At 65.7% G+C, this 23,542-nt stretch carries 24 protein-coding genes; 19 read left to right on the forward strand and 5 right to left on the reverse strand.

The genetic code is table 11. The annotated features are described in order from the left end of the window. Window positions 1-20: 20 nt before the first annotated feature. Together lexA and U858_RS0104495 are read right to left on the reverse strand one after the other, a co-directional pair. Window positions 21-671, reverse strand: a complete 651-nt coding sequence (gene lexA / locus U858_RS0104490; protein WP_025135992.1) for a transcriptional repressor LexA — start codon at window positions 669-671, stop codon at window positions 21-23. Between the two features lie 170 nt (window positions 672-841). After that, window positions 842-2,041 carry an amino acid aminotransferase gene (locus tag U858_RS0104495; RefSeq protein ID WP_025135993.1) on the reverse strand — a complete coding sequence of 400 codons (1,200 nt, stop codon included), beginning with the start codon at window positions 2,039-2,041 and terminating at the stop codon, window positions 842-844. A gap of 77 nt (window positions 2,042-2,118) precedes the next feature. Here U858_RS0104495 and uvrB point away from each other — a divergent pair, with 77 nt between their 5' ends. The 11 genes from uvrB to U858_RS0104550 all read left to right on the forward strand — a co-directional run bounded on the left by uvrB (window position 2,119) and on the right by U858_RS0104550 (window position 11,732). Then, window positions 2,119-4,275, forward strand: coding sequence for an excinuclease ABC subunit UvrB (gene uvrB, locus U858_RS0104500; RefSeq protein ID WP_232786490.1), 2,157 nt, complete (start codon window positions 2,119-2,121; stop codon window positions 4,273-4,275). Window positions 4,276-4,524: 249 nt separating this feature from the next. Beyond that, on the forward strand, window positions 4,525-5,016 hold the full coding sequence (locus U858_RS0104505; protein WP_006386176.1) for a low molecular weight protein-tyrosine-phosphatase: 492 nt from the start codon (window positions 4,525-4,527) through the stop codon (window positions 5,014-5,016). Window positions 5,017-5,208: 192 nt separating this feature from the next. After that, window positions 5,209-5,751, forward strand: coding sequence for a Fe-S cluster assembly transcriptional regulator IscR (gene iscR / locus U858_RS0104510; RefSeq protein WP_025135995.1), 543 nt, complete (start codon window positions 5,209-5,211; stop codon window positions 5,749-5,751). Between the two features lie 21 nt (window positions 5,752-5,772). Then, window positions 5,773-6,984, forward strand: coding sequence for an IscS subfamily cysteine desulfurase (locus U858_RS0104515; protein WP_025135996.1), 1,212 nt, complete (start codon window positions 5,773-5,775; stop codon window positions 6,982-6,984). Window positions 6,985-7,018: 34 nt separating this feature from the next. Then, on the forward strand, window positions 7,019-7,423 hold the full coding sequence (gene iscU, locus U858_RS0104520) for a Fe-S cluster assembly scaffold IscU (RefSeq protein WP_025135997.1): 405 nt from the start codon (window positions 7,019-7,021) through the stop codon (window positions 7,421-7,423). A gap of 1 nt (window position 7,424) precedes the next feature. Further along, on the forward strand, window positions 7,425-7,748 hold the full coding sequence (iscA, locus tag U858_RS0104525) for an iron-sulfur cluster assembly protein IscA (RefSeq protein WP_025135998.1): 324 nt from the start codon (window positions 7,425-7,427) through the stop codon (window positions 7,746-7,748). A 3-nt stretch (window positions 7,749-7,751) separates the two neighbouring features. Further along, window positions 7,752-8,258: a Fe-S protein assembly co-chaperone HscB gene (gene hscB / locus U858_RS0104530; RefSeq protein ID WP_025135999.1), complete on the forward strand. Its 507-nt coding sequence runs from the start codon at window positions 7,752-7,754 to the stop codon at window positions 8,256-8,258. Between the two features lie 71 nt (window positions 8,259-8,329). After that, on the forward strand, window positions 8,330-10,192 hold the full coding sequence (gene hscA / locus U858_RS0104535; RefSeq protein WP_025136000.1) for a Fe-S protein assembly chaperone HscA: 1,863 nt from the start codon (window positions 8,330-8,332) through the stop codon (window positions 10,190-10,192). Window positions 10,193-10,201: 9 nt separating this feature from the next. Then, complete coding sequence (gene fdx, locus U858_RS0104540) at window positions 10,202-10,543, forward strand: ISC system 2Fe-2S type ferredoxin (protein ID WP_006395860.1); 342 nt, start codon at window positions 10,202-10,204, stop codon at window positions 10,541-10,543. Further along, window positions 10,543-10,737: a Fe-S cluster assembly protein IscX gene (gene iscX / locus U858_RS0104545; protein ID WP_025136001.1), complete on the forward strand. Its 195-nt coding sequence runs from the start codon at window positions 10,543-10,545 to the stop codon at window positions 10,735-10,737. The genes fdx and iscX overlap by 1 nt, the downstream gene beginning before the upstream one ends. Window positions 10,738-10,841: 104 nt before the next feature. Then, window positions 10,842-11,732, forward strand: coding sequence for a methylglyoxal synthase (locus tag U858_RS0104550; protein WP_025136002.1), 891 nt, complete (start codon window positions 10,842-10,844; stop codon window positions 11,730-11,732). Window positions 11,733-11,827: 95 nt separating this feature from the next. Here the strand turns inward: U858_RS0104550 and U858_RS0104555 are convergent, their stop codons facing one another. Beyond that, window positions 11,828-12,631 (reverse strand): enoyl-CoA hydratase/isomerase family protein, encoded by an 804-nt coding sequence (locus tag U858_RS0104555; protein ID WP_025136003.1) that lies wholly within the window; start codon window positions 12,629-12,631, stop codon window positions 11,828-11,830. A 258-nt stretch (window positions 12,632-12,889) separates the two neighbouring features. Between U858_RS0104555 and U858_RS0104560 the strand changes: the two genes are divergently transcribed. The 8 genes from U858_RS0104560 to U858_RS0104595 are packed head-to-tail and all read left to right on the forward strand — an operon-like array spanning window position 12,890 to window position 21,312. Continuing rightward, complete coding sequence (locus U858_RS0104560; RefSeq protein ID WP_369797636.1) at window positions 12,890-13,687, forward strand: ABC transporter ATP-binding protein; 798 nt, start codon at window positions 12,890-12,892, stop codon at window positions 13,685-13,687. Beyond that, window positions 13,687-14,565, forward strand: coding sequence for a branched-chain amino acid ABC transporter permease (locus tag U858_RS0104565; protein ID WP_025136005.1), 879 nt, complete (start codon window positions 13,687-13,689; stop codon window positions 14,563-14,565). The genes U858_RS0104560 and U858_RS0104565 overlap by 1 nt, the downstream gene beginning before the upstream one ends. A 3-nt stretch (window positions 14,566-14,568) precedes the next feature. Beyond that, window positions 14,569-15,606, forward strand: a complete 1,038-nt coding sequence (locus U858_RS0104570; protein ID WP_025136006.1) for a branched-chain amino acid ABC transporter permease — start codon at window positions 14,569-14,571, stop codon at window positions 15,604-15,606. A 38-nt stretch (window positions 15,607-15,644) separates the two neighbouring features. Beyond that, window positions 15,645-16,826, forward strand: a complete 1,182-nt coding sequence (locus U858_RS0104575; RefSeq protein WP_025136007.1) for an ABC transporter substrate-binding protein — start codon at window positions 15,645-15,647, stop codon at window positions 16,824-16,826. Between the two features lie 52 nt (window positions 16,827-16,878). Then, window positions 16,879-17,673 (forward strand): ABC transporter ATP-binding protein, encoded by a 795-nt coding sequence (locus U858_RS0104580; RefSeq protein WP_025136008.1) that lies wholly within the window; start codon window positions 16,879-16,881, stop codon window positions 17,671-17,673. Next, the gene (locus tag U858_RS0104585) at window positions 17,670-19,523 is read left to right on the forward strand and encodes a long-chain fatty acid--CoA ligase (RefSeq protein ID WP_025136009.1); all 1,854 of its coding nucleotides are present in this window, start codon (window positions 17,670-17,672) and stop codon (window positions 19,521-19,523) included. Before U858_RS0104580 ends, U858_RS0104585 begins: the two co-directional genes overlap by 4 nt. Continuing rightward, window positions 19,520-20,674 carry a thiolase family protein gene (locus U858_RS0104590; protein ID WP_025136010.1) on the forward strand — a complete coding sequence of 385 codons (1,155 nt, stop codon included), beginning with the start codon at window positions 19,520-19,522 and terminating at the stop codon, window positions 20,672-20,674. The genes U858_RS0104585 and U858_RS0104590 overlap by 4 nt, the downstream gene beginning before the upstream one ends. After that, entirely contained in the window at window positions 20,671-21,312 is a 642-nt protein-coding gene (locus U858_RS0104595; RefSeq protein WP_025136011.1) for a TetR/AcrR family transcriptional regulator, read from the forward strand. Before U858_RS0104590 ends, U858_RS0104595 begins: the two co-directional genes overlap by 4 nt. Before the next feature lie 12 nt (window positions 21,313-21,324). Here U858_RS0104595 and U858_RS0104600 read toward each other — a convergent pair whose 3' ends face one another. Beyond that, entirely contained in the window at window positions 21,325-22,131 is an 807-nt protein-coding gene (locus U858_RS0104600; RefSeq protein ID WP_029953530.1) for a YggS family pyridoxal phosphate-dependent enzyme, read from the reverse strand. Then, window positions 22,131-23,381, reverse strand: a complete 1,251-nt coding sequence (locus U858_RS0104605) for a benzoate/H(+) symporter BenE family transporter (RefSeq protein WP_025136013.1) — start codon at window positions 23,379-23,381, stop codon at window positions 22,131-22,133. Before U858_RS0104605 ends, U858_RS0104600 begins: the two co-directional genes overlap by 1 nt. Window positions 23,382-23,542 lie beyond the last annotated feature (161 nt).

Raw genomic sequence — 23,542 nt, forward strand, 5'->3', positions numbered from 1 at the left:
GCGCGCGGTTCAGTGCCGAATCAATGCAGCGCGTGCGTGCGGATCAGGCCGACCGCTATGCCTTCAAGGGCGAATTCCTGGTCGGCTTCGACCACGATGGTGTCGAAGTCGGGGTTTTCGGGCAGCAGCTCGATACGGCCATGCTGGCGTTGCAGGCGCTTGACGGTGACGTCGTCGCCCAGGCGGGCCACCACGATCTGGCCATTACGGGCTTCGGAGGCTTTCTTGACGGCGAGCAGATCGCCTTCGAGGATGCCGGCATCGCGCATGCTCATGCCGCGGACCTTGAGCAGGTAGTCGGGCGCTTGGGCGAACAGGCTGGAGTCGACGCCGATTTCGCGTTCGACGTGCTCGGCGGCCAGGATGGGGCTGCCCGCGGCCACTCGACCTACCAGCGGCAGGAGCAGTTGCGCCAGGCCCGGCAGGGGCAGGGCGGCTTGCGTGGGGGAGGCCGAGGCGTCTTTCAGGCGGATGCCGCGCGAGGCGCCGGCCGTGAGTTCGATGGCACCTTTGCGGGCCAGGGCCTTGAGATGGTCTTCGGCCGCGTTGGGCGAGCGAAATCCCAGGGCCAGGGCAATTTCGGCGCGGGTGGGCGGAAAGCCTGTGCGCGCGACGGTTTGCCGGATGAGGTCCAGGATTTGCTGTTGACGATCAGTGAGTTTGCTGGCCATGGCGATGATCCGTTGGGGTCGGACTGTACATATATACAGCAGCATTCTGGGGGACATAACGCAAAAAAGCAAGCGGGTGTCGATTGCGGCGGCAAGCGGCCATGGCAGGCGTGCAATAAAAAACGGGACCCGAAGGTCCCGTCTGGCAGGTGCCGGCTTTGCGAGGCGCTTTACAGCACCGCGGCGATGCCCTTGGCGACCTGGTCGATGTTGCCGCTGTTCAGGGCGGCGACGCAGATGCGGCCGCTGGAGACGGCGTAGACGCCGTGCTCTTCGCGCAGGCGGTCGACCTGGGCCGAGGACAGGCCCGAATACGAGAACATGCCGCGCTGCTGCAGCACGAAGCTGAAGTCCTGCTTGCCGCCGTGTTCCTTGATTTTCTCGACCAGGTGCTTGCGCATCAGGCGGATGCGGTCGCGCATGGCGCCCAGTTCCTGTTCCCACATGGCGAACAGTTCAGGCGTGTTGAGGACGGTCGAGACGATCGTGCCGCCGTGGGTGGGCGGGTTGGAGTAGTTGGTGCGGATGACGCGCTTGAGCTGGCTCAGGACGCGGGTGGCCTGGTCTTTGCTGCCGGCTACGACGGTCAGGGCACCGACGCGCTCGCCGTACAGCGAGAACGACTTCGAGAACGACGAGCTGATGAACATGGTCATGTTCAGGTCGGCGAACAGGCGCACGACGGCGGCATCTTCCTTGAGGCCATCGCCGAAGCCCTGGTAGGCGATGTCCAGGAACGGGACCAGGTTGTTTTCCTTCACGACGGCGGCGATCTGCTGCCATTGTTCGAAGGTGGGGTCCACACCCGTGGGGTTGTGGCAGCAAGCGTGCAGCACGACGACGGTCTGGGCCGGCGCGGCCTTCAGGGCAGCCAGCATGCCGTCGAAATTCAGGCCGCGGGTGGCGGCGTCGTAGTAGGCGTAGGTGCCGACTTCGAAACCGGCGCGTTCGAACAGCGCGCGGTGGTTTTCCCAGCTGGGATCGCTGATCAGGACCTTGGAGGTCGGCAACAGCTGGCGCAGGAAGTCGGCGCCGATCTTGAGGGCGCCGGTGCCGCCCAGAGCCTGGGTGGTGAGGACGCGGCCTTCGGTGACCAGCGGGGAATCCTTGCCGATCAGCAGGGCTTGCGCGCCCTGGTTGTAGCCGGCGATGCCTTCGATCGGCAGGTAGCCGCGGGCAGCGGCGGCTTCGATGCGGGCGATTTCGGCCTTGCGCACGGCGCCCAGCAGGGGAATCCGACCCTGATCGTCGTAGTACACGCCAACGCCCAGGTTGACTTTACCGGGGCGGGTATCCGCGTTGTATTGTTCGTTCAGACCAAGGATGGGGTCGCGCGGCGCGAGTTCGACGGAATCGAAAAGGGTGCTCATGGGACTCTGCTGAGGGTGAGTGGACGCAGTGGGAAGTGCTGTGGATAATGGGGGGTTTACCCTGGGAACAGTCTAGCATGCCTAAGAGCGCAATAGACCCGAGTGCTGCGGGCGCGGCGGCCGCTGGTGCAACCGCTGGCGCAGCCAGCGAATCGACCATCGCATCGACCGGCGCTGCCCCCGTTACGGCTGTACCCGGTGCGGGCCCGGCAGGGGCCGGGTTCGTGGATTTTCCGGACAGCCCGTTTCATCTGTACCAACCGTACCCGCCCGCCGGCGACCAGCCCGCGGCCATCGAGGGCCTGGTGCAGGGCATCCAGGATGGCCTGATGTTCCAGACCTTGCTGGGCGTGACCGGGTCGGGCAAGACCTACACCATGGCCAACGTCATTGCCCAGCTCGGGCGGCCGGCGTTGGTTCTGGCCCCGAATAAGACCCTGGCAGCCCAGCTGTACGCCGAGATGCGCGAGTTCTTCCCCAAGAACGCCATCGAGTATTTCGTGTCGTACTACGATTACTACCAGCCCGAAGCCTACGTGCCCACGCGCGACCTGTTCATTGAAAAGGACTCGTCCATCAATGAGCACATCGAGCAGATGCGGCTGTCGGCCACCAAGAGTCTGCTGGAACGCCGCGACACGATCATCGTCGGCACGGTGTCGTGTATCTACGGTATCGGCAACCCGGGCGACTACCACGCGATGGTGCTGATCCTGCGCGCCGGCGACCAGATCTCGCGGCGCGAGGTCCTGGCGCGCCTGGTGGCGATGCAGTACACCCGCAACGACGCGGAATTCACGCGCGGCGTGTTCCGGGTGCGCGGCGAAACCATCGACATCTTCCCGGCCGAAAGCGCCGAACTGGCACTGCGGCTGACCTTGTTCGATGACGAGATCGAAAGCCTGGAGCTGTTCGATCCGCTGACCGGCCGTATCCGCCAGAAGCTGCCGCGCTTTACCGTCTACCCCGGCTCGCACTACGTGACGCCGCGCGACACGGTCATGCGCGCCATCGAGACCATCAAGGAAGAACTGCGCGAACGAGTCAAACGCTTTGTCGATGACGGCCACCTTGTCGAGGCCCAGCGCCTTGAGCAGCGCACCCGCTTTGACCTCGAAATGCTGCAGGAGCTGGGCTTCTGCAAGGGCATCGAGAACTACTCGCGCCATCTGTCGGGCGCGGCTCCGGGTGATCCGCCGCCCACGCTGATCGACTACCTGCCGTCCGATGCGTTGATGTTCATCGACGAAAGCCACGTCACCATCGGCCAGCTCAGTGCCATGTATCGCGGCGACCGGTCGCGCAAAGAGACGCTGGTGCAGTATGGCTTTCGCCTGCCGTCGGCATTGGACAACCGGCCTCTCAAGCTCGAGGAGTTCGAGGCCCGGATGCGCCAATGCGTGTTCGTGTCGGCTACGCCCGCCGCCTACGAGAAAGAGCACACCGACAACGTCATCGAGCAGGTGGTTCGTCCCACCGGCCTGGTCGATCCGATTGTCGAGGTGCTGCCTGCCCGCACACAGGTGGACGACTTGTTGGGCCAGATCAAGGCGCGCGTGGGGCAGGGCGAGCGGGTGCTCGTCACCACCCTGACCAAGCGCATGGCCGAAGACCTGACGGACTTCCTGTCCGAGCACGGGGTGCGGGTGCGCTACCTGCACTCGGACATCGATACGGTGGAACGCGTCGAAATCATCCGCGACCTGCGCCTGGGCACGTTCGACGTGCTGGTGGGGATCAACCTGCTGCGTGAAGGCCTGGATATTCCGGAAGTTTCCCTGGTGGCCATCCTGGACGCTGACAAGGAAGGGTTCCTGCGGTCCGAGCGCAGCCTGATCCAGACGATCGGCCGGGCGGCCCGCAACCTGAACGGCCACGCCATCCTGTATGCCGACCGCATCACCGATTCGATGCAGCGCGCCATGGAGGAAACCAGCCGCCGCCGTACCAAGCAACTGCAGTTCAATGCCGACAACGGCATTACGGCGCGTGGCGTGCACAAGGCCGTGCGCGAGTTGATCGACGGCATCGTGGCGCCGGTACAGCACGACGCCCTGGAAGCCGCGGTGCCCGCGGAATTCCTGAAGGATGAAAAGGCCCTGGCGCGCGAGATCAAGCGCCTGGAAAAGCTGATGATGGACCACGCCCGCAATCTGGAGTTCGAACAGGCCGCGGCAGCGCGCGACGCGCTGAACGCGTTGAAGCAGCGGGTGCTGTTGGATGGGGCGGTCTGACCGTATTGGGGTATCTAAATGTATCTGTGCGCTGACAGCCTGCTGAATCGTGGTTGGCGGCGCACCGTTCCATTTACATGCTCAATATTTGGACAATCGGTCTGTCGAAAGCATCTCGAGCAACCTTAAGTATAGTCCGTAACTATATGATTTATAGTTGATATTTAAGGGGACGTATTTGCGCGCCGTCCTGGCTGGCGCTGCAAAAAAAGCTTGCCTTATCTCGGGTTTTCCCGCACACTTACTCCCATGATGACCAAGGTACTTTTCGTTTGCATGGGCAATATCTGTCGCTCGCCGAGCGCAGAGGGCGTGTTTCGCCATTTGGTGAACGACGCGGGTTTGGGCGATGTGGTTCGCATCGACTCCGCGGGCACGCACGCGTTTCATATCGGCGAGGCGCCTGATGCCCGGGCGCAGGCTGCGGCGCGTAAGCGCGGCTACGAGATCACGCACTGCGAGGCGCGTCAGGTCACCGCGGAAGATTTCCGCGACTTCGATCTCATCCTCGCCATGGATTGGGACAACCTGTCTGCCATGCAGCAGCAGTGCCCCAAGGCCTACCAGCACAAGCTGATGCTGCTGATGCGCTTTGCCAACGAGTTCGAAGAAGCCACCGTGCCGGACCCGTATTACGGCGGCGCCGACGGTTTCGGCAAAGTGCTCGACTACCTCGAAGATGCCTGTCAGGGCGTGCTCGAGCTGGTCCGCAAGCGCGCTACCCAGTACCAGGCGGCCTGATCCCCTGGTGCACCAGGCCGCCCACGGGCGGCCTTGGGCAATTTGGTAGTGAAAAAAACCGCGCAACTGCGCGGTTTTTTCTAGCCGGGAGCCATACCAAATTAGTCGGGAATTTGCTATACTTGAGCCAATTACTCGGGTATTGACCGCCGGATTCGCCGGCGGCCATTGCCGAATCACAGGGAACCCACCATGCGGCTAACTACCAAAGGGCGTTTCGCCGTGACTGCCATGATCGATCTGGCTATGCGGCAGCATAGCGGCCCGGTCACTCTTGCGGCCATCAGCCAGCGTCAGAACATTTCGCTTTCGTACCTGGAACAGCTATTCGGGAAACTGCGTCGCCACGAACTCGTGGACAGCGTGCGCGGCCCCGGCGGCGGCTACTCGCTTGCTCGCCTGGCGCGCAACGTGACCGTGGCCGACATCATCTTTGCCGTCGACGAGCCGCTGGATGCAACCAGCTGCGGCGGCAAGCGGGACTGTACGAGCGGCAACGACGGCAAGCCCGGCAAGTGCATGACGCACGAGCTCTGGGCGACGTTGAATCGCAAGATGGTGGATTACCTGGATTCGGTGTCCCTGCAAGATCTGGTTGATCAGCAGCGCGTGCGCCAACTGCAGGAAGCCAACAATCAAGCGCAGGCCTGCGCGGTGCGTGTGAATCGGGGGGGGGGCGCCAATGCCGCCGCCAATGCCCCGACCACGACCGTCGCGGCCAACGCCACCGTATAAGCAGCATCAGGAGTTGTAGAAATGACCACCCGCCCGATCTATCTGGACTATTCGGCCACGACCCCCGTCGACCCCCGCGTCGTCGACAAGATGGTGCCCTGGCTGTACGAGAACTTTGGCAATCCCGCTTCGCGCAGCCATGCCTTTGGCTGGGAATCCGAGGACGCCGTCGAACGCGCCCGCGAAGAAGTGGCCAAGCTGGTGAATGCCGATCCCCGTGAAATCGTCTGGACCTCCGGCGCCACGGAATCGGACAACCTGGCCATCAAGGGCGCTGCCAATTTCTACGCGGAACGCGGCAAGCACATCATCACGATCAAGACCGAGCACAAGGCCGTGCTGGATACCTGTCGCGAACTGGAGCGCCAGGGCTTTGAAGTGACCTACCTGGACGTCAAGGACGACGGCCTGATCGACCTGGACGTCTTCAAGGCGGCGCTGCGCCCCGACACCGTGCTGGTGTCCGTGATGATGGTGAACAACGAAATCGGCGTCATCCAGGATATCGAAACCCTGGGCGAGATCTGCCGCGAGAAGGGCATCATCTTCCATGTGGACGCCGCGCAGGCGACCGGCAAGGTCGAGATCGACCTGCAGAAGCTGAAGGTCGACCTGATGTCGTTCTCGGCCCACAAGACCTACGGCCCCAAGGGCATCGGCGCCCTGTACGTTCGCCGCAAGCCGCGTGTGCGCATCGAGGCGCAGATGCATGGCGGTGGCCACGAGCGCGGTTTCCGCTCGGGCACGCTGGCGACCCACCAGATCGTTGGCATGGGCGAAGCTTTCCGCCTGGCGCGCGAAGAAATGGGCACCGAAAACGAGCGCATCCGCATGCTGCGTGATCGCCTGTGGGCCGGCCTGTCGCAGATCGAAGAGGTCTACCTGAACGGCGACATGGACCAGCGCGTGCCGCACAACCTGAACGTCAGCTTCAACTATGTCGAAGGCGAGTCCCTGATCATGGCGATCAAGGAACTGGCCGTGTCCAGCGGTTCGGCCTGCACCTCGGCCAGCCTGGAGCCGTCGTACGTGCTGCGCGCCCTGGGCCGCAACGACGAACTGGCGCACAGCTCGATCCGTTTCACCCTGGGCCGCTTCACGACCGAAAAGGAAGTGGATTACGCCATCGAATTGCTCAAGAGCCGGGTCGGCAAGCTGCGCGACATGTCGCCGCTGTGGGAAATGGCCAAGGAAGGCGTCGACCTGAATACCGTGCAGTGGGCCGCTCACTGAGCGCCCGCGCCAACGAAATACGTGGAGAACTGATATGTCTTACAGCACCAAAGTCCTGGATCACTACGAAAACCCGCGCAACGTCGGTTCGTTCGACAAGTCGGACGACTCGGTGGGCACCGGCATGGTCGGCGCGCCCGCCTGTGGCGACGTCATGAAGCTGCAGATCAAGGTCAACGAAGCCGGCGTCATCGAAGATGCGCGTTTCAAGACCTACGGCTGTGGCTCGGCCATCGCTTCCAGCTCGCTCGTGACCGAATGGGTCAAGGGCAAGACGCTGGACGAAGCCATGAACATCCGCAACACGCAGATCGCCGAAGAACTGGCCCTGCCGCCCGTGAAGGTGCACTGCTCGATCCTGGCCGAAGACGCGATCAAGGCCGCCGTGCAGAACTACAAGGAAAAGCATTCGGTCGTGGCCGAAGCTGTGGCGAACTGACATGTCCGTTACCCTGACCCAACAGGCTGCCACCCACATCGGCCGCTACTTGCAAAAGCGCGGAAAGGGTATTGGCTTGCGGCTCGGCGTTAGGACGACGGGCTGCTCCGGCATGGCCTACAAGCTGGAGTACGTGGACGACGTGGCGCCCGAAGACCAGGTCTTCGAGAGCTTCGGCGTGAAGGTATTCGTCGACCCCAAGAGCCTGTCCTACCTGGACGGCACCGAGCTGGATTACGCCCGCGAAGGCCTGAACGAAGGCTTCAAGTTCCGCAACCCCAACGAGAAGGCGACCTGCGGCTGCGGCGAGTCGTTCACGGTGTAAGTCTTGGCTGGAGACGACCACTTCAGCCTGTTCGGCTTGCCGGCACGCTTTGACCTGGACCCGCAGGCGCTGGAAACCGCATGGCGGACCGTCGCCGCGCAGGTGCATCCCGACCGCTTTGCCACCGCCAGTCCCGCGGAACGCCGCGTGGCCATGCAGTGGGCAGCCCGCGCCAACGAGGCCTATCGGCTGTTGCGCGATCCGCTGTTGCGAGCGCGCTACCTGTGTGAACAGGCGGGCGTCGATTTGCAGACCGAGAGCAACACGTCCATGGACACGGCTTTCCTGATGCAGCAGATGACCTGGCGCGAAATGCTGGACGATGCGCGCGATGACGCTGACGCCCTGGCGGCGCTGCAGGTCGAGTTGCAGGACGCCCGCGTGCAGATGCGCACCACGCTGACCCGGCTGTTGGACGAACAGCGCGACTACGCGGCCGCGGGCCTGAAGGTGCGGGAATGGATGTTCGTGGAAAAGCTGGCGCAAGAGCTGGCGCACGCCCATCCCTAGCCTGACGATCCGGACGAGCCTGGCCGCCGGGCGCCCAGGCTTTGCCGCCTACTGAGCAGAAAAATAGAATCATGGCCTTATTGCAGATTTCCGAGCCCGGTGAATCGCCCGCACCGCACCAGCGCAAGCTGGCGGTGGGCATCGATTTGGGCACGACCAATTCCCTGGTTGCCGCAGTGCGCAGCAGTGTGGCTGAAGTGCTGCCTGACGCGCAGGGGCATGTGCTGCTGCCGTCGGCGGTGCGCTACTACCCGGGCGGCCGCGTGACCACGGGCCGCGAGCCCTTGGCGCAGCAGGCCGAAGACCCGCTGAACACGGTGGTGTCGGTCAAGCGTTTCATGGGCCGTTCGCTGGAAGAGGCGCGCGCCACGCGCGCCCCGTACGAATTCGTGGACGCGCCCGGCATGGTGCGCATCCGCACGGCGCAGGGCGACCTGAGCCCGGTCGAGGTGTCGGCGCAGATCCTGGCCGTGCTGCGCCAGCGCGCCGAAGATGTGCTGGGCGACGACCTGGTCGGTGCCGTGATCACGGTGCCGGCGTATTTCGATGACGCGCAGCGCCAGGCCACCCGCGATGCGGCCCGACTGGCCGGCCTGAATGTGCTGCGCCTGTTGAATGAACCCACCGCCGCGGCAATTGCCTACGGCCTGGATAACGCCGCCGAAGGCGTGTATGCGGTGTACGACCTGGGCGGCGGCACGTTCGATATCTCGATCCTGCGCTTGACGCAGGGCGTGTTCGAGGTGATTTCCACCGGCGGCGATACCGCGCTGGGCGGCGATGACTTTGATTCCCTGATCGTCGACCACGTGGTGGCGGCGGCTGGTGCGGGCGACCTGACGCACGCCGATCGGCGTGGCCTGCTGATGTCGGCGCGTGCGGTGCGCGAAGCGCTGTCGGAGGCGCGGGAAGCGCGTCTGCAACTGACGCTGGCCAGCGGCCAGGCGATTGACCGCACCTTGACGCGCGCGGAATTCGAAACGCTGGCGCAACCCTTGATCCAGCGCACGCTGGAATGCGCGCGCCGCGCGCTGCGCGATGCCGAGCTCAAGCCGGCGGACGTGCGTGGGGTGGTGATGGTGGGCGGCGCGACGCGCATGCCCGTGGTGCGGGCGGCGGTGGGCCAGATGTTCGGCACCGAGCCGCTGACCGATCTGGACCCGGACCAGGTGGTGGCGCTGGGCGCGGCCCTGCAGGCCAATCTGCTGGCCGGCAACCGCGCACCGGGCGAAGACTGGCTGCTGCTGGATGTGATTCCGCTGTCGCTGGGCCTGGAAACGATGGGTGGCCTGGTCGAGCGCGTGATTCCCCGCAACAGCACCATTCCGGTGGCGCGCGCGCAGGAATTCACGACGTTCAAGGATGGCCAGACGGCCATGAGCATCCATGTGCTGCAAGGCGAACGCGACCTGGTGTCCGATTGCCGCTCGCTGGCGCGTTTCGAACTGCGCGGCATTCCGCCGATGGTGGCCGGCGCCGCGCGTATTCGCGTGACCTTCCAGGTGGATGCGGACGGGCTGCTGAGCGTGACCGCGCGTGAGCAGAGCAAGGGCGTCGAGGCCGCGGTGTCGGTCAAGCCGTCGTACGGTTTGAGCGACGACGAGATTGCGCAGATGCTGGCCGACAGCGTGGCGCAGGCCGATTCCGATGCCCGCGCCCGCATGTTGCGCGAACAGCAGGTGGATGCGCGCCAGTTGGTGGAATCGGTGCAGGCCGCGCTGGCGGCCGATGGCGATCTGCTGGATGCCGACGAACGCAAGCGCGTGGACGAATGCCTGCAAGCGGCGATCGCGGCGCAGGACGCCCAGGATGTGGACACGGTGAAGGCCGCGACCGAGGCCTTGTCGGCGGCCACCGACGACTTTGCCGCCCGCCGCATGGACCGCAGCATTCGCGCCGCCCTGGCTGGCCGCAAACTTGACGAAATTGCCTGATAAGAAGTTATGCCGAAACTGACCGTACTGCCTCATCCCGATTACTGCCCCGAGGGCGCCGTGATCGAAGACGCGCCCAAAGGCGTGTCGATCTGCCGCGTTCTGCTGGACAACCACATCGACATCGAGCATGCGTGCGAGCTGTCGTGCGCGTGCACGACCTGTCACGTGGTGGTCAAGCAGGGCTATGCGTCGCTGGAAGACGCGACCGACGACGAAGAGGATCTGCTGGACAAGGCCTGGGGCCTGACGCCGACCTCGCGCCTGTCGTGCCAGGCCTTGGTGACCGATGCCGACCTGACGGTCGAGATCCCCAAGTACACCATCAACCACGCCAAAGAGGGCCATTGATGAAGTGGACCGATACCTACCAGATCGCCGAAGCGCTGGTGGACGCCCATCCGGACGTCGACCCCAAGACGCTGCGTTTCACCCAACTGCGCGAATGGGTGCTGGCCTTGCCCGGGTTCAGTGATGATCCCGAACGCAGCGGCGAGAAGATCCTGGAAGCCATCCAGATGGCCTGGATCGACGAAGCCGACTGAGCCGCGCCGCAAACGCTCCCTTCCGGGAGCGTTTTTGTTTTGGCGCGCCGGCTGCGCGGTATCATCAAGGCTCTTCTTGTTGTTCCAACCGCCCGAGTCTACCGATGCCCGCTGCCCCTTTGCGCTTTGGCCTGGCCGCCAACCGACTGCACCATGAAACGCCCGATGCCGCCTTGTTCAGCTGGTTGCGGGCGTGTTCGTCCACGATCCGCGAACTGGGCGTGCAGTTGCACACCGTGGGCCGCACGCACGACGCGATCGTGCGCGAAGGCATGCTGCAAGGCTATAGCGGCCTGATCCGCTATCCGTATGGCCGCGAAGGCGGTTTGATGAAGCTGGTGGCGCGCGTGACCGAGGGCCGCGACGGACAGGCGCCGTTCGACGGCGCGATCTACCTGATCGATCCCGTGGACCCGTCGTCGATTTTTCCCGAGGCCCTGGCGCTCAAGCGCCAATGCATCACGCACGGTCGGCCGTTCATTTCGACGCTGGCTGGCGCCATCGAATGGATGGAGGTCGAGCGCATCCATGCCGGCCTGGCGCCGGATGTGTCGGCCTCGCGGCTGTTCAATTACACGGGCCAGACGCTGGCGCTGATTGCCCACGATGCGCTCAAGGACGAGATGGTGGCATTTGCCAGCGAACATTTCGACGTGCTGTCGCAGTTTGCGCGGCGCGTGGCGACGGGCACGACGGGCGGCCGCCTGAACGACCTGGCCTGGTCGCGCGGCTGGCCCAAGGACACGCCCTGGGTGCATCGCTACCTGAGCGGCCCGCTGGGGGGCGACGCCCAGATTGCCGAGCTGGTGCTGGAGCATCAATGCCAGCGCGTGATCTTCTTCGAAGACCCGCACGTGGCCCGCCAGCACGAAGCGGATATCCAGTTGCTGGAGCGCGCGGTGCGGGTGGTGACCGAATCGGCCACCTGCGCGACGTCGCCGTCGGTGGCGCGGCGCTGGGCCCAGGCTGTGCAGTTGCGCGCGGGACGGGCGTAGCGCGGCAGGCTGAGCTGGCCACGTGCCTGTCGCGCGGCGCAGCGTGATCGCCAGCGTCAGCTACAAGTTCTGAAGCCGGCCTGCGGGCGCGGCGCCTAGCGGCCCTGGAAGCGCGGCGCGCGTTTTTCGCGGAAGGCGGCGACGCCTTCGGTGAAATCGTCGCGCCGGGCCGACGCCAGGAAGGTGGCGGTTTCTTCGGCCAATTGTGTTTCCAGCGACGCCTGCGCGGCGCTGCGCAGCAAGCGCTTGGCGCCGGCGATGCCGTGCGGTGCATGGCTGGCGATGGCCTGGGCGTAGGCCTGCGCCTGCGGTTCGAGCTGGCCCGCGGGGGTGCTGCGGGTGATGATGCCCCAGGCCTGTGCGTCGGCGGCGGTGAAGGCATCGTGGCGCAGCAGCAGGTCGAGCGCACGCTTGGGGCCCACCACACGCATGAGGCCGTGCGTCATGCCGGCATCGGGCGTGGCGCCCAGCTTGAGATAGGCGGTCATGAAGCGCGTGTCGGCATCGGCGATGGCCAGGTCGCAGGCCAGCACCAGGGACAGGCCGGCGCCCGCGGCCACGCCGTGCACCTGGGCAAGCCAGATCTTGTCCATGCGCACGATGCGCGACAGGAAATCGTTGAGCGGCGTGAAGAGATCGAGCAGCTTGTCGCGCACGGCATCGGGGCCGCCTTCGAACATCGCGATGTCGCCGCCTGCGCAGAAGGCCTTGCCCGCGCCGCGCAGCAGCACCACCCGGATATCGCCTTGCGTGTCGAGCCATTGCGCGGCGCGTTGCAGGTCTTGCGCCATGGCGACGCTGATGGCATTTAGCGCGTTGGGCTGGTTCAACGTAAGGGTGGCGATGCCATCGCCGGCATCAAGAAGCAGCGTTGGAAAGATCGGAAGGGAAGGGGTCATGGCCTGTCTCCGTTATCGGGTAAATACCAACTTTCGATCCAAAAACCACGATGCTATGGTCGGAACCGAGCGCTTGCTTGGTTGACCATCCGCACGGCAAGCGTAACGCATAGAACGATTTTCCGGCGCTGTACCAGCGTAGGTAAAGACAGGTTCGCTGCATCGCCTGCCTCGGGGCTACGCTGATTCACCGCCATTAGAAAAACAGCTTCGCGACACAGCGAGGAGACAAAGGTGGATCAATCCGACAGCCCTCCCTTGCTGGAGGTGGATGGGGTCACGTTGGCGTTCGGCGGGGTCAAGGCGCTCAGCGGCGTGGGCTTTCGCGTGGCGCCGGGGTCCATCACCACGGTCATCGGCCCCAATGGCGCGGGCAAGACGTCGCTGTTCAACACCATTTCCGGGTTCTACCGGCCAGCCGCGGGCACGATCCGCTTTCTGGGCCGCGACATCACGCGCGTCGCCGCGCCCGAACGGGCCCGCCTGGGGTTGGCGCGCAGTTTCCAGAACATTGCGCTGTTTCGCGGCATGACGGTGCTGGACAACATCAAGCTGGGGCGTCACGCCCACCTGCGCAGCACGGTGCTGGACGCGCTGCTGTACCTGGGCCGCGCCCGCCGCGAGGAAATGGCGCTGCGTGCCGACATCGAAGAACGCATCATCGATTTCCTGGAGATCGACCACATTCGCCATGCGCCGGTGGCGGCGCTGTCGTACGGGCTGCAAAAGCGCGTGGAACTGGCGCGCGCGCTGGCGATGAACCCCAAGGTGCTGATGCTGGACGAGCCCGTGGCCGGCATGAACCGCGAGGAAACCGATGACATGGCGCGCTTCATCCTGGATGCGCGCGCCGAATGGGGCGTGACCGTGCTGATGGTGGAGCACGACATGGGCATGGTGATGGACCTGTCGGACCACGTGGTGGTGCTGAACTTCGGCCAGGTGATCGCCGATGGGTCGCCGACGCAGGTGCAGGCGGATCCGGAAGTCATCAAGGCCTATCTGGGCGCGGGCGACGTGGGCGACCTGCGGCGCCGGCTGCGGGAGGCGGCCTGATGGACGGGCTGTTCTTCCTGGAAGTGTCGCTGGCCGGGCTGGGCAGCGGCGGGCTGTATGCGCTGGCGGCGCTGGCGTTCGTGATCGTCTACAAGGCGACGCGGGTGGTCAACATCGCCATCGGTGAATTCCTGATGCTGGGCGCCTATGTGTTCTATGCCTTTGCCGCCGGCATGGCGTGGCCGGTGTGGTTGGCGATCGCGGGGGCGGTAGGCGTGTCGGCGGCGCTGGGCGCGCTGGTCGAGCGTTTGACGATCCGGCCGATGCTGGGGGAGTCGCCGATTTCGGTGTTCATGATCACGGTGGGGCTGGCGTCGATCCTGGTGGGGGTGGTGGAGCTGATCTGGACGGCGGACCAGCGCCGCTTGCCCGAATTCATGCCGCGCGCACCGGTGATGGTGGGAGAAGCCTTCGTGGCGCCCAAGGTGTTCTACGGCTTCTGGGTGGCGGTGGCGTTCGTGCTGCTGGTGCTGGCCGTGTTTCGCTACTGGCGCGGCGGGGTGGCCCTGCGCGCCACGGCATCGGACCAGGGCGCGGCCTACGCGATGGGCATCAACGTGCCGCGGGTGTTTTCGCTGTCGTGGGCGGCAGCGGGTGCGATTGCCGCGGTGTCGGGAGTGATCGTGGGCGCGATCGGCGGCATTTCTTCGTCGATGGGCGTATTTGGCCTGTCGGTGCTGGTGGTGGTGATCGTGGGCGGCCTGGACAGCGTGGCGGGCGCGCTGGTGGGCGGGATCTTCATCGGTTTGCTGGAAGCCTGGGCCGGCGCCTATCTGGGCGGCGAATACAAATTGCTGGCGACCTTCGTGGTGCTGGTGGTGGTGCTGATGCTGCGGCCTTATGGGCTGTTCGGCACCCGCGAGATCGAGAGGCTGTAGCCGATGCGCATCGCGACCGCGAAAGAGACATACCTGGCCGACCAGGCGCTGTTCGATACCCGCACGCAGCGCCTGTGGCTGGCGCTGCTGGCGGCATCCCTGGTGTTGTTCCCGTTCATGGCGGACGCCTATTGGCTGTACCTGGCCTGCCTGGTGGCCATCAATGTGGCCAGCGCGACGGGCCTGAACATCCTGACGGGCTACACGGGGCTGGTGAGCCTGGGGCAGGCGGCCTTCATGGGACTGGGCGCCTACACGGTGGCGGTGATGGAACTGCGCCTGGGTACGCCGGTGCTGGTCAATCTGCTGGGCGGGGGCGTGGTGGCGATGCTGGGCGGCCTGCTGGTGGGTATTCCGTCGCTGCGCGTCAAGGGGCTGTACCTGGCGATATCGACCATTGCAGCGTCGTTCATTGCGCATTTCGTCTTCGCCAACTGGCAGTTCACCGGCGGCACCGGCGGGTTGCAGGTGCCGCCCGCCCGCATCCTGGGCATGGATCTGGACACGTCGTTCAAGATCTATTGGCTGATCGTGCCGCTGACCGTGCTGATGGTGCTGGGCGCGGCCAATCTGTTTCGTACGCGCATCGGCCGGGCGTTCATCGCGATCCGCGACCGCGATATCTCGGCCGAAGTGCTGGGCATCCACCTGCTGCGCTACAAGCTGCTGTCGTTCGGCCTGTCGTCGTTCTATGCCGGGGTGGCAGGCGGTCTGTGGGCGTATTTCTTTCGCGTGGTCACGCCGGAGAGCTTTCCGCTGATCATGTCGATCTTCTTTCTGGCTGCCATCATCGTGGGCGGCATGGGCTCGATCCTGGGTTCCATCCTGGGCGCCGTGTTCATGACGATGGTGCCCGAACTGCTCAAGCTGATCGTGGGCTGGCTGCCGGTGGGGGGCGATGCCCTGAGCCTGATTTCGCCCGTACGCACGATCGTATTCGGCCTGCTGATTGTGGGCTTTCTGATCTTCGAGCCGCACGGGCTCGCGGAAATCTGGCGCCGCGTGCGCCGTTACTTCCACTTGTGGCCATTCCGCACGTAGACGGCGGCCGCGCACCCAGAGAACCAGGAGACATCAACATGAAGCGCATCCGGATAGGCAGCGGTTTATCGAAGTTGCTGGCGCCCTTGGGCGTGGCGATGGCCATGGCGGCCGCGCCCGCGGCCCACGCCGAAGAAGACCTGGTGCTGGGCGGCTCGATTCCGCTGAGCGGGGTGTTCGCGTTTGCTGGGCAGGGCATTCATGCCGGCATCACCGACTACGTGAAGATCATCAACGACCAGGGTGGGGTGAAGGGCCGCAAGGTGCGTTATGTGCCGGAAGACACGGCCTACAAGGTGGATGCCTCGGTGGCGGCCTTCAAGAAGATCACCAGCCAGAACAAGGTGAATTTCTACTACGGCGATTCGACCGGGTTTTCGAAGACCATCAATGCCGAACTGAACCGCGCGGGCAGCATCCTCATGACGGGCGCCTCGTTCGCCACCGAACTGAACGACCCGGCCAAGTATCCGGCGCAATTCATGCTGGGGCCGGACTACACCGAGATGTTCGGCATTCTGCTGCGCTATATCGCCAAGGAAAAGCCGGGGGCCAAGGTGGCATTCGTGTATTCGGACACCGAGTTCGGACGCGACCCGATTGCGAGTTCGCGCGCGGTGGCGCAGAAGCTGGGGCTGACGGTGGCCACCGAGATCATGACGCCGCCCGGCAGCGTGGATGTATCGACCGAGGTGATCAAGCTGCGCCGCGCGGACCCGGACTTCACGATTTTCCATGGCTACGTGCTGGCGCCGATTCCGGAATTCGTCGGCCAGGGCAAGCGCATGGGCCTGAAGACGCGCTACATGGGCACGTTCTGGACCATGGACAATTCCACCGTGATGCAGATGGGCGAGGATGCCGAGGGCTTCATGGGCGTGATGCCTTACCGCTACTACTATGACGACGCGGCCGATGCGCCGATGCTCAAGAAGATCCGAGAAATGCGGCCGCAGTACCAGAGCACGGGCTACATGCAGGGCTTTCTGGCCGCGATGCTGTTCACCGAAGTCGCCAAGCGCACGCTGGATGCGGGTAAAGAGCTGACCAGCGCCAACATGAAGGCCGCGCTGGAAGGCATCAAGGACTTCGACACCGGTGGCCTGATCGGCGTGCCGATCTCGATCAAGGGCAATTCCATTCCCGTGGGCCGGATCTACCGCGCGGACACCAAGCAGAAGCAGATGGTGCCGGCGTCGGACTGGATCGTGCTGCAGTGAGGCGGCCGTGATACCCGGAATCGTCGCAACGACGCCAGCGCCGCCTGCGGCGGTGCTGGACATCAACAACATCGAGGTCGTCTACAACAAGGCGGTGCAGGTGCTGCGCGGCCTGTCGCTGTCGGTGCCGACGGGCGCCATCGTGGCGCTGCTGGGCAGCAACGGCGCGGGCAAGTCGACCACGCTGAAGGCGGTGTCGCGCCTGTTGGACCTGGAGGACGGCGAACTGGTGCGCGGCCGCATCGCGTTCGATGGCGGCGATACGGCGGGCGCGCGGCCGCAGAACCTGGTGCGCGCGGGGCTGGCGCACGTGATGGAAGGGCGCCGCGTGTTCGAGGACCTGACGGTGGAAGAGAACCTGGTGGCCGCGACCTATGCGCTGACCGGGCGGCCCGGCGCCAAGGTGGATTTCGACCTGGTCTATGGCTATTTTCCGCGGCTGCACGAGCGTCGCCGCGGCCTGGCGGGCTATCTGTCGGGCGGCGAGCAGCAGATGCTGGCGATCGGCCGCGCGCTGATCGCGCAGCCCAAGCTGATGCTGCTGGACGAACCGTCGCTGGGGCTGTCGCCGATGCTGGTGGAAACGATTTTTTCGATCATTGCCCGGATCAATCGCGAACAGGGGGTGTCGATGCTGCTGGTCGAGCAGAACGCGTCGGTGGCGCTGGCGGTGGCCCACTACGGCTACATCATGGAAACGGGCAAGGTGGTCATCGACGGCACAGCCGACAAGCTGGCGGCGGACCCGGACGTGCGCGAGTTCTACCTGGGCGTGGGCGGCTCGGGCGAGGCCCGCGGCTTTCGCGATATCAAGCATTACAAGCGCCGCAAGCGCTGGCTGTCATGACGGCGCCCGATGCTTCGCGGCCGGCGGACGGTCTCTGGCCGGCGCTGACCTTGCCGCAGATGCTGCGCGAACAGGCGCGCCGCCAGCCGGCCGGCATTGCCGTGCGGCAGAAGGACTTCGGTATCTGGCAGCCGGTGCCGTGGGCGCAGTACTGGCAGCGGGCCTGCCGCGTGGGGCTGGGCTTGCAGGCCGAAGGCCTGTCTCGCGGCGGCCGGGTGGCCATCGTGTCCGACAACCGCCTGGAATGGCTGCTGGTGCAGCTGGGCGCGGGCGCGGTGGGCGGCGTGGCCGTGGGGGTGTACGCCACCAGCCCGGCCGAGGAAATGGGCTACGTGCTGGAACATGCCGACGTCGAGCTGGTGGTGTGCGAAGACCAGGAACAGACCGACAAGGTGTTGCAGGTGGCGCACCGGCTGCCGCTTTTGCGCCGCATTGTAGTGATGGAAACCAAGGGGTTGCGCTCGTATCCGCCCGGCGAACGTGCGCGCATCGTTGCCTTCGCCGAACTCGAAGCGGAAGGCCTGCGGCGCGAGGCCGACGGGCTGGAGGCGCTCAATGCCTGGCTGGACACGCAGCAGCTGGATGACCTGGGGCTGATGATCTACACGTCCGGCTCCACGGGCAAGCCGAAGGGCGCGATGCTGAGCTACCGCAACATGCGCGGCGTGGCTCCTGGCATCGCCGACCGCCTGTCGATGGATGCCGGCAGCGTGCACCTGTCGTACCTGCCGCTGTGCCATGTGGCCGAGCAGATGCTGTCGACCTTCGTGCCGATCTATCTGGGGGCGCAGGTCAATTTCGGCGAGTCGATCCGCACGGTGCAGGAAGATCTGCGCGAAGTGGCGCCCACGGTGTTCCTGGGCGTGCCGCGCATCTGGGAAAAGCTGCACGCGTCGATTTCGATCAAGATGCAGGAAGCGGGCCGGTTGCAGCAATGGCTGTATCGGCGGGCGCTGGTGGCCTGCGCGCCGTTCCTGGAAAAATCGGCGCGGCAACGCAGCGTGGGCGAAAGGCTGACCTATGCGCTGTGGTACGTGTTGGTGCTGCGAGCCTTGCAGAATTTCATCGGCCTGCGTCGGGTCAGGGTGGCAATGACGGGGGCGGCTCCCATTGCCCCCGACGTGGTGCGGTATTTCCGCACGATCGGTGTGCCACTGGTCGAGGTGTATGGCCTGACCGAATCGGCGGGCATGATCTTTGGCCAGCATCCGGACCGGGTCAAAGTGGGTACGGTGGGCGAGGCGATTTTGGGGGTCGATTGGCGCCTGGGCGACGCGGATGAACTGCAGGTGCGCGGCGACATGGTGTTTGCCGGCTACTACAAGAACGAGGCGGCCACGGCGGATACCGTGCGGGACGGCTGGCTGCACACGGGCGACGTGGCCGCGGTGCAGGACGGACGCCTGCGCATCGTCGATCGCCTGAAAGACATCATGATCACGGCCGGCGGCAAGAACCTGACGCCGTCGGAAATCGAGAATGCGGTCAAGAGCAGCCCCTATGTGAAGGAGTGCGTGATCATCGCGGATGGCCGCCGCTTTGTCGCAGCATTGATCCAGCTGGAATTCGACACGGTGGGCAAATGGGCGGAATCGCGGCGCATCGCCTTTACGCATTTCCGGTCGCTGGCCGAATGCGCAGAGGTGCGCGAGCTGGTGGCGGGCGAGGTGGCGCGCGCCAATACCGGGCTGGCGCCGGTGGCGCAGATCAAGCGCTTTCATCTCTTGACCAAGGAACTGGACCACGACGATGGCGAGGTGACCGCGACCATGAAGGTGCGGCGCGCCAGCATCTACCGCAGCTATGCGGACGATATCGAGCGGCTGTACGCCGAGGAGGCAGCGGCATGAACGAAGCGGTGATTGTGGAGGCCGTGCGCACGCCCTTCGGGCGGCGTGGCGGCCGTTGGGCCGACAGGCGGCCCGATGATTTGCTGGCTGATGCCATCCAGGGCTTGCTGGGGCGGGCCGGCCTGCCGCCTGGCCAGGTCGAGGACGTGCTGGCCGGCTGCGTCAGCCAGGCCGGCGAGCAGGGCGCCAATATCGGCCGCCTGGCGGCGCTGCTGGCGGGCTTGCCCGAGACGGTGCCGGGCCTGTCGCTGAACCGCATGTGCGGGTCCAGCCAGCAGGCGGTGCACATGGGGGCGCAGGCCATTGCCGCGGGCGACATGCGTTATGTCGTGGCGGGCGGGGTGGAAAGCATGAGCCGCGTGCCGATGTTCCTGGACGTGACGTTGGGGCAGGGTGAGTTTCGCGGGTTCGATTCGCTGAACCCCGGGCTGCTGCAGCGCTATCCGCTGGTGCATCAGATCGAAAGCGCGGAACGCATCGCCGAACAATGGGGGCTGACGCGCGCCGAGATGGATGCGTGGTCGGTGCAGAGCCATGCCCGCGCCTGGGCGGCGGCCTCGGCAGGCCGGCATAGCGAACTGCTGGCGGGGCCGGCGGGGCTGCCGCTGCGCGACGAAGGCATCCGCGAACGGGCGGACCCGGCCAAGATGGCCACGCTGGCGCCGGCCTTGCGCCCGCCGGGTCAGGGCAATGTGACCGCCGCCCAGGCCAGCCAGTTGGCCGACGGCGCGGCCGCCGTGCTGCTGGCGGACCGGCAGGCGGCGTTGGCCGACGGCCTGCGTCCGCAGGCGCGTTTTCGCGCCCGCGTGGCGGTCGGTTCGGACCCGGTACTGCAACTGACCGGCGTGATTCCTGCCACCGAACAGGCGTTGGCCCGTGCCGGCCTGCGCTTGCAGGACATGGACTGGATCGAGATCAACGAGGCCTTTGCCAGCGTGGTGCTGGCGTGGCAGCGCAGCCTGGATGCCGACCCGGCGCGCGTGAATCCGTGGGGTGGTGCCATCGCCCACGGCCATCCGCTGGGCGCGACGGGGGCGGGCCTGATGGCGAAGATGCTGGCGGGGCTGCGCGCTACGGGCGGCCAGTTCGGCTTGCAGGTCATGTGCATCGGCCATGGCATGGCGACTGCGACGGTGATCGAACGCTTATGAGCCGGCCAGCCAGGGACGTACCGGCCAGCCACGAGGACGGGGCGGAATCGCTGCGCCGCGACGAGGTGATCCTGACGGCCGGACGCCTCTTTCGCCAGCATGGCTACGAACGTACGACGGTGCGTGAACTGGCGCGGGCCGTGGGTTTGCAGTCGGGCAGCCTGTTCCATCATTTCCGCAGCAAAGAGGAAATCCTGGTGGCGGTGATGAACAATGGCATCCAGGAAGTGCTGGACGGCGGCCGCCAGGCGCTGGATCACTACCAGGCGCCAGCGGACCGCCTGGCGGCGTTGTTCCGGGTGCATATGTGGAGCATGCTGCATGGCGCCGGCGGCGACGCGATGAATGCGCTGGTGTACGAGTGGCGCAGTCTGTCGGCGCCCAGCCAGGCTAGCGTCAAGGGCTTGAGCGACCGCTACGAGGCGATGTGGCAGCAGGTGGTGGCGGCGGCGGTGGCGGCGGGCCTGCTGCGGGGCGACGCCCGGGTGATCAAGCGTTGCGTGCTGGGCGCCATGAACCTGACAGTCCAGTGGTACAAGCCGGACGGCCGGCTGGCGCCCGCCGCGTTCATCGACGAAATGCTGGTGGCCAGCCTGCCGGGCCTGCCGCCAGAAGCTGGCCGCTGGCCCTTGGGCTAAGGGGCGGTTCGGCTATTCGCCGGTGGGCCAGTAATGGCTGTCCGGCAAGGCGCGAGCGCCGAAGATGGCCTGGCCCACGCGCACCACGGTGGCGCCTTCTTCGATGGCGATTTCGAAGTCGCCCGACATGCCCATGGACAGCTCGTCCAGCGCGACGCCCGCGGGCGCGTCCTGGCGCAATTGCTCGCGCAGGCCGCGCAGCATCACGAAACACTGGCGTACCCGCACGGCTTCGCTGGAGAACAGCGCCAGCGTCATCAACCCGCGCACGCGTAGTGCGGTGAATGCCGGCATGGCGCGGACAAAGGCGGCGGCCTCTTCGGGGGGCAGGCCATACTTGCTGGGTTCGCCGGACGTGTTGACCTGCACGAACACATCCAGCGAACGGCCTTCGGCCTGCAGGCGGCGGTCCAGCGCCTCGGCCACGCGCAGGCTGTCCAGGGCCTGGAATTCACTGGCGAAGCGGGCGACCACCTTGGCCTTGTTGGTCTGCAGATGGCCGATGACGGACCAGCGCAGGTCGGTCAGGTCGGTGGTGCCTTCCCATTTGCGCTGGGCTTCCTGCACCTTGTTTTCGCCTAGCAGCCGGCAGCCCGCGGCGTAGGCCAGCCGGATGCGGGATTCGTCCATGGTCTTGCTGACGGGCAAGAGACGCACGTCGCGCGGGTCGCGGCCGGCGCGCTCGCAGGCGGCCTGGATGCGCGCGTGCACGGCGGCGAGGTTGTGCTGGAAATCTTCGACGGTCAGCGCCTGCGGATAGCGGCCGTGCTGGTCATGGCGGGTCTGTGTGTCGTCGGTGGGGGGCAGGTCGGGTTGCATTACTTCACCATGTCCTTGGCGGCCGCGGGGGCGGCGATGGATGTGTCAGTGTAGCGGGTGCGCGTCGGCAGGCGGCCGTTGAGCAGGGCGTGGGCGGCCAGACCGATGAGCAGGCCCCAGAACGCGCCGCCGATGCCGAACAGTTTGATGTTGGCCGCGGCGGCCAGGAAGGTGATCAGCGAGGCCTCGCGCGTCTTGGCGTCGGCCAGGGCGCCGGCCAGGCTGGCGCCGATGGTGCCCAGCAAGGCCAGGCCGGCCAGCGTGGTGATGAAGGTGGCGGGCAACGCCATGAAGACCGCCGCCAGCGTGACCCCGAAGATGCCGACGACGATATAGAACACGCCCGCCGCGATGCCGGCCACCCAGCGCCGGGACGGGTCTTCGTGGGATTCTCGGCCGGTGCAGATGGCGGCCGTGATCGCGGCCAGATTGAAGGCGTGCGACCCGAAGGGCGCCATCAGCAGCGACCCCAGCCCCGTGATCGTGACGATGCCATTGGCGCGGGTCTTGAAGCCGTCGTTGCGCAGCACCAGCATGCCGGGCATGTACTGGCCCGTCAGCGTGATCAGGAACAGCGGTAAGGCGACGCTGAGCGCGGCATTGAGCGAGAAGGCGGGCGAGGTGTAGACGGGCGCGGCCAGCGTCAGTGTCAGGGCAGACAGGTCGACACGGTCCTGCAGCAGCAGCAGGGCCAGGCCCGACACCAGGATGCCGACCACGGCGTAGCGGGCCGTGAAGCGCTTGAGCACCACATAGGCCAGGATGAGCCAGCCCGCCAGCAAGGGGTCCAGGCTGATGCCGCCGAAGGCGCCGATACCAAACGGCAGCAGGATGCCGGCCAGGAGGCCCGCCGCCACGCCGGGCGGAATCAGGCGGATGAGTTTCTCGAAGCCGCCGGACAGGCCCAGCACGACGAAGGCGGCAGCGGAGATCAGGTAGGCGCCCACGGCTTCGGCGTATGGTGTGGTGGCCAGGGCCGTGATCAGGAAGGCGGCGGCCGGTGTGGACCAGGCGGTGATGATGGGCTCGCGCGTGGCCCAGCTGAGCAGGATGCCCGTGACGCCCACACCGATGGAGATGGACCAGACCCACGAGGCGGTATGGGCCGGGTCCAGGCCGGCCGCCTTGGCGGCCTGGAATACCAGAATGAACGTGCCGCCGTAGTTGACGATGACCGAGATGAGGCCGGCGACGACGGGATGCAGAAGGTCGCGCCATTGCAGGGCGGGGCGGGATACGGGGGAAGACATGGCGTAGGGGCCGGCCTGGAGAGGGGGAGGTTGGAGGGAAAGTCGTTTTATAGCGCCGTAATGGACTACCCAGGCCCTATGCTTTTTTAGATACCACCAGACCACTTATTTCGGCTGTCTGCATTGCAGGCGAGGGTTCTGCCCCCTAGAATGGCCTGCCG

Origin of the sequence: Achromobacter sp. DH1f (assembly GCF_000633435.1) — a bacterium.
GTDB classification, from domain to species: domain Bacteria; phylum Pseudomonadota; class Gammaproteobacteria; order Burkholderiales; family Burkholderiaceae_B; genus Achromobacter; species Achromobacter deleyi.

What these genes read in the sequence shown, in the direction of transcription:
- U858_RS0104495 (WP_025135993.1), bottom strand. Translation starts at nt 2,041, where the DNA reads ATGAGCACCCTTTTCGATTCCGTCGAACTCGCGCCGCGCGACCCCATC.
- uvrB (WP_232786490.1), top strand. Translation starts at nt 2,119, where the DNA reads ATGCCTAAGAGCGCAATAGACCCGAGTGCTGCGGGCGCGGCGGCCGCT.
- hscA (WP_025136000.1), top strand. Translation starts at nt 8,330, where the DNA reads ATGGCCTTATTGCAGATTTCCGAGCCCGGTGAATCGCCCGCACCGCAC.
- fdx (WP_006395860.1), top strand. Translation starts at nt 10,202, where the DNA reads ATGCCGAAACTGACCGTACTGCCTCATCCCGATTACTGCCCCGAGGGC.
- iscR (WP_025135995.1), top strand. Translation starts at nt 5,209, where the DNA reads ATGCGGCTAACTACCAAAGGGCGTTTCGCCGTGACTGCCATGATCGAT.
- U858_RS0104590 (WP_025136010.1), top strand. Translation starts at nt 19,520, where the DNA reads ATGAACGAAGCGGTGATTGTGGAGGCCGTGCGCACGCCCTTCGGGCGG.
- U858_RS0104585 (WP_025136009.1), top strand. Translation starts at nt 17,670, where the DNA reads ATGACGGCGCCCGATGCTTCGCGGCCGGCGGACGGTCTCTGGCCGGCG.
- U858_RS0104515 (WP_025135996.1), top strand. Translation starts at nt 5,773, where the DNA reads ATGACCACCCGCCCGATCTATCTGGACTATTCGGCCACGACCCCCGTC.
- U858_RS0104570 (WP_025136006.1), top strand. Translation starts at nt 14,569, where the DNA reads ATGCGCATCGCGACCGCGAAAGAGACATACCTGGCCGACCAGGCGCTG.
- U858_RS0104565 (WP_025136005.1), top strand. Translation starts at nt 13,687, where the DNA reads ATGGACGGGCTGTTCTTCCTGGAAGTGTCGCTGGCCGGGCTGGGCAGC.
- U858_RS0104575 (WP_025136007.1), top strand. Translation starts at nt 15,645, where the DNA reads ATGAAGCGCATCCGGATAGGCAGCGGTTTATCGAAGTTGCTGGCGCCC.
- U858_RS0104605 (WP_025136013.1), bottom strand. Translation starts at nt 23,381, where the DNA reads ATGTCTTCCCCCGTATCCCGCCCCGCCCTGCAATGGCGCGACCTTCTG.
- U858_RS0104600 (WP_029953530.1), bottom strand. Translation starts at nt 22,131, where the DNA reads ATGCAACCCGACCTGCCCCCCACCGACGACACACAGACCCGCCATGAC.
- iscA (WP_025135998.1), top strand. Translation starts at nt 7,425, where the DNA reads ATGTCCGTTACCCTGACCCAACAGGCTGCCACCCACATCGGCCGCTAC.
- U858_RS0104505 (WP_006386176.1), top strand. Translation starts at nt 4,525, where the DNA reads ATGATGACCAAGGTACTTTTCGTTTGCATGGGCAATATCTGTCGCTCG.
- U858_RS0104550 (WP_025136002.1), top strand. Translation starts at nt 10,842, where the DNA reads ATGCCCGCTGCCCCTTTGCGCTTTGGCCTGGCCGCCAACCGACTGCAC.
- iscU (WP_025135997.1), top strand. Translation starts at nt 7,019, where the DNA reads ATGTCTTACAGCACCAAAGTCCTGGATCACTACGAAAACCCGCGCAAC.
- U858_RS0104555 (WP_025136003.1), bottom strand. Translation starts at nt 12,631, where the DNA reads ATGACCCCTTCCCTTCCGATCTTTCCAACGCTGCTTCTTGATGCCGGC.
- lexA (WP_025135992.1), bottom strand. Translation starts at nt 671, where the DNA reads ATGGCCAGCAAACTCACTGATCGTCAACAGCAAATCCTGGACCTCATC.
- U858_RS0104595 (WP_025136011.1), top strand. Translation starts at nt 20,671, where the DNA reads ATGAGCCGGCCAGCCAGGGACGTACCGGCCAGCCACGAGGACGGGGCG.
- iscX (WP_025136001.1), top strand. Translation starts at nt 10,543, where the DNA reads ATGAAGTGGACCGATACCTACCAGATCGCCGAAGCGCTGGTGGACGCC.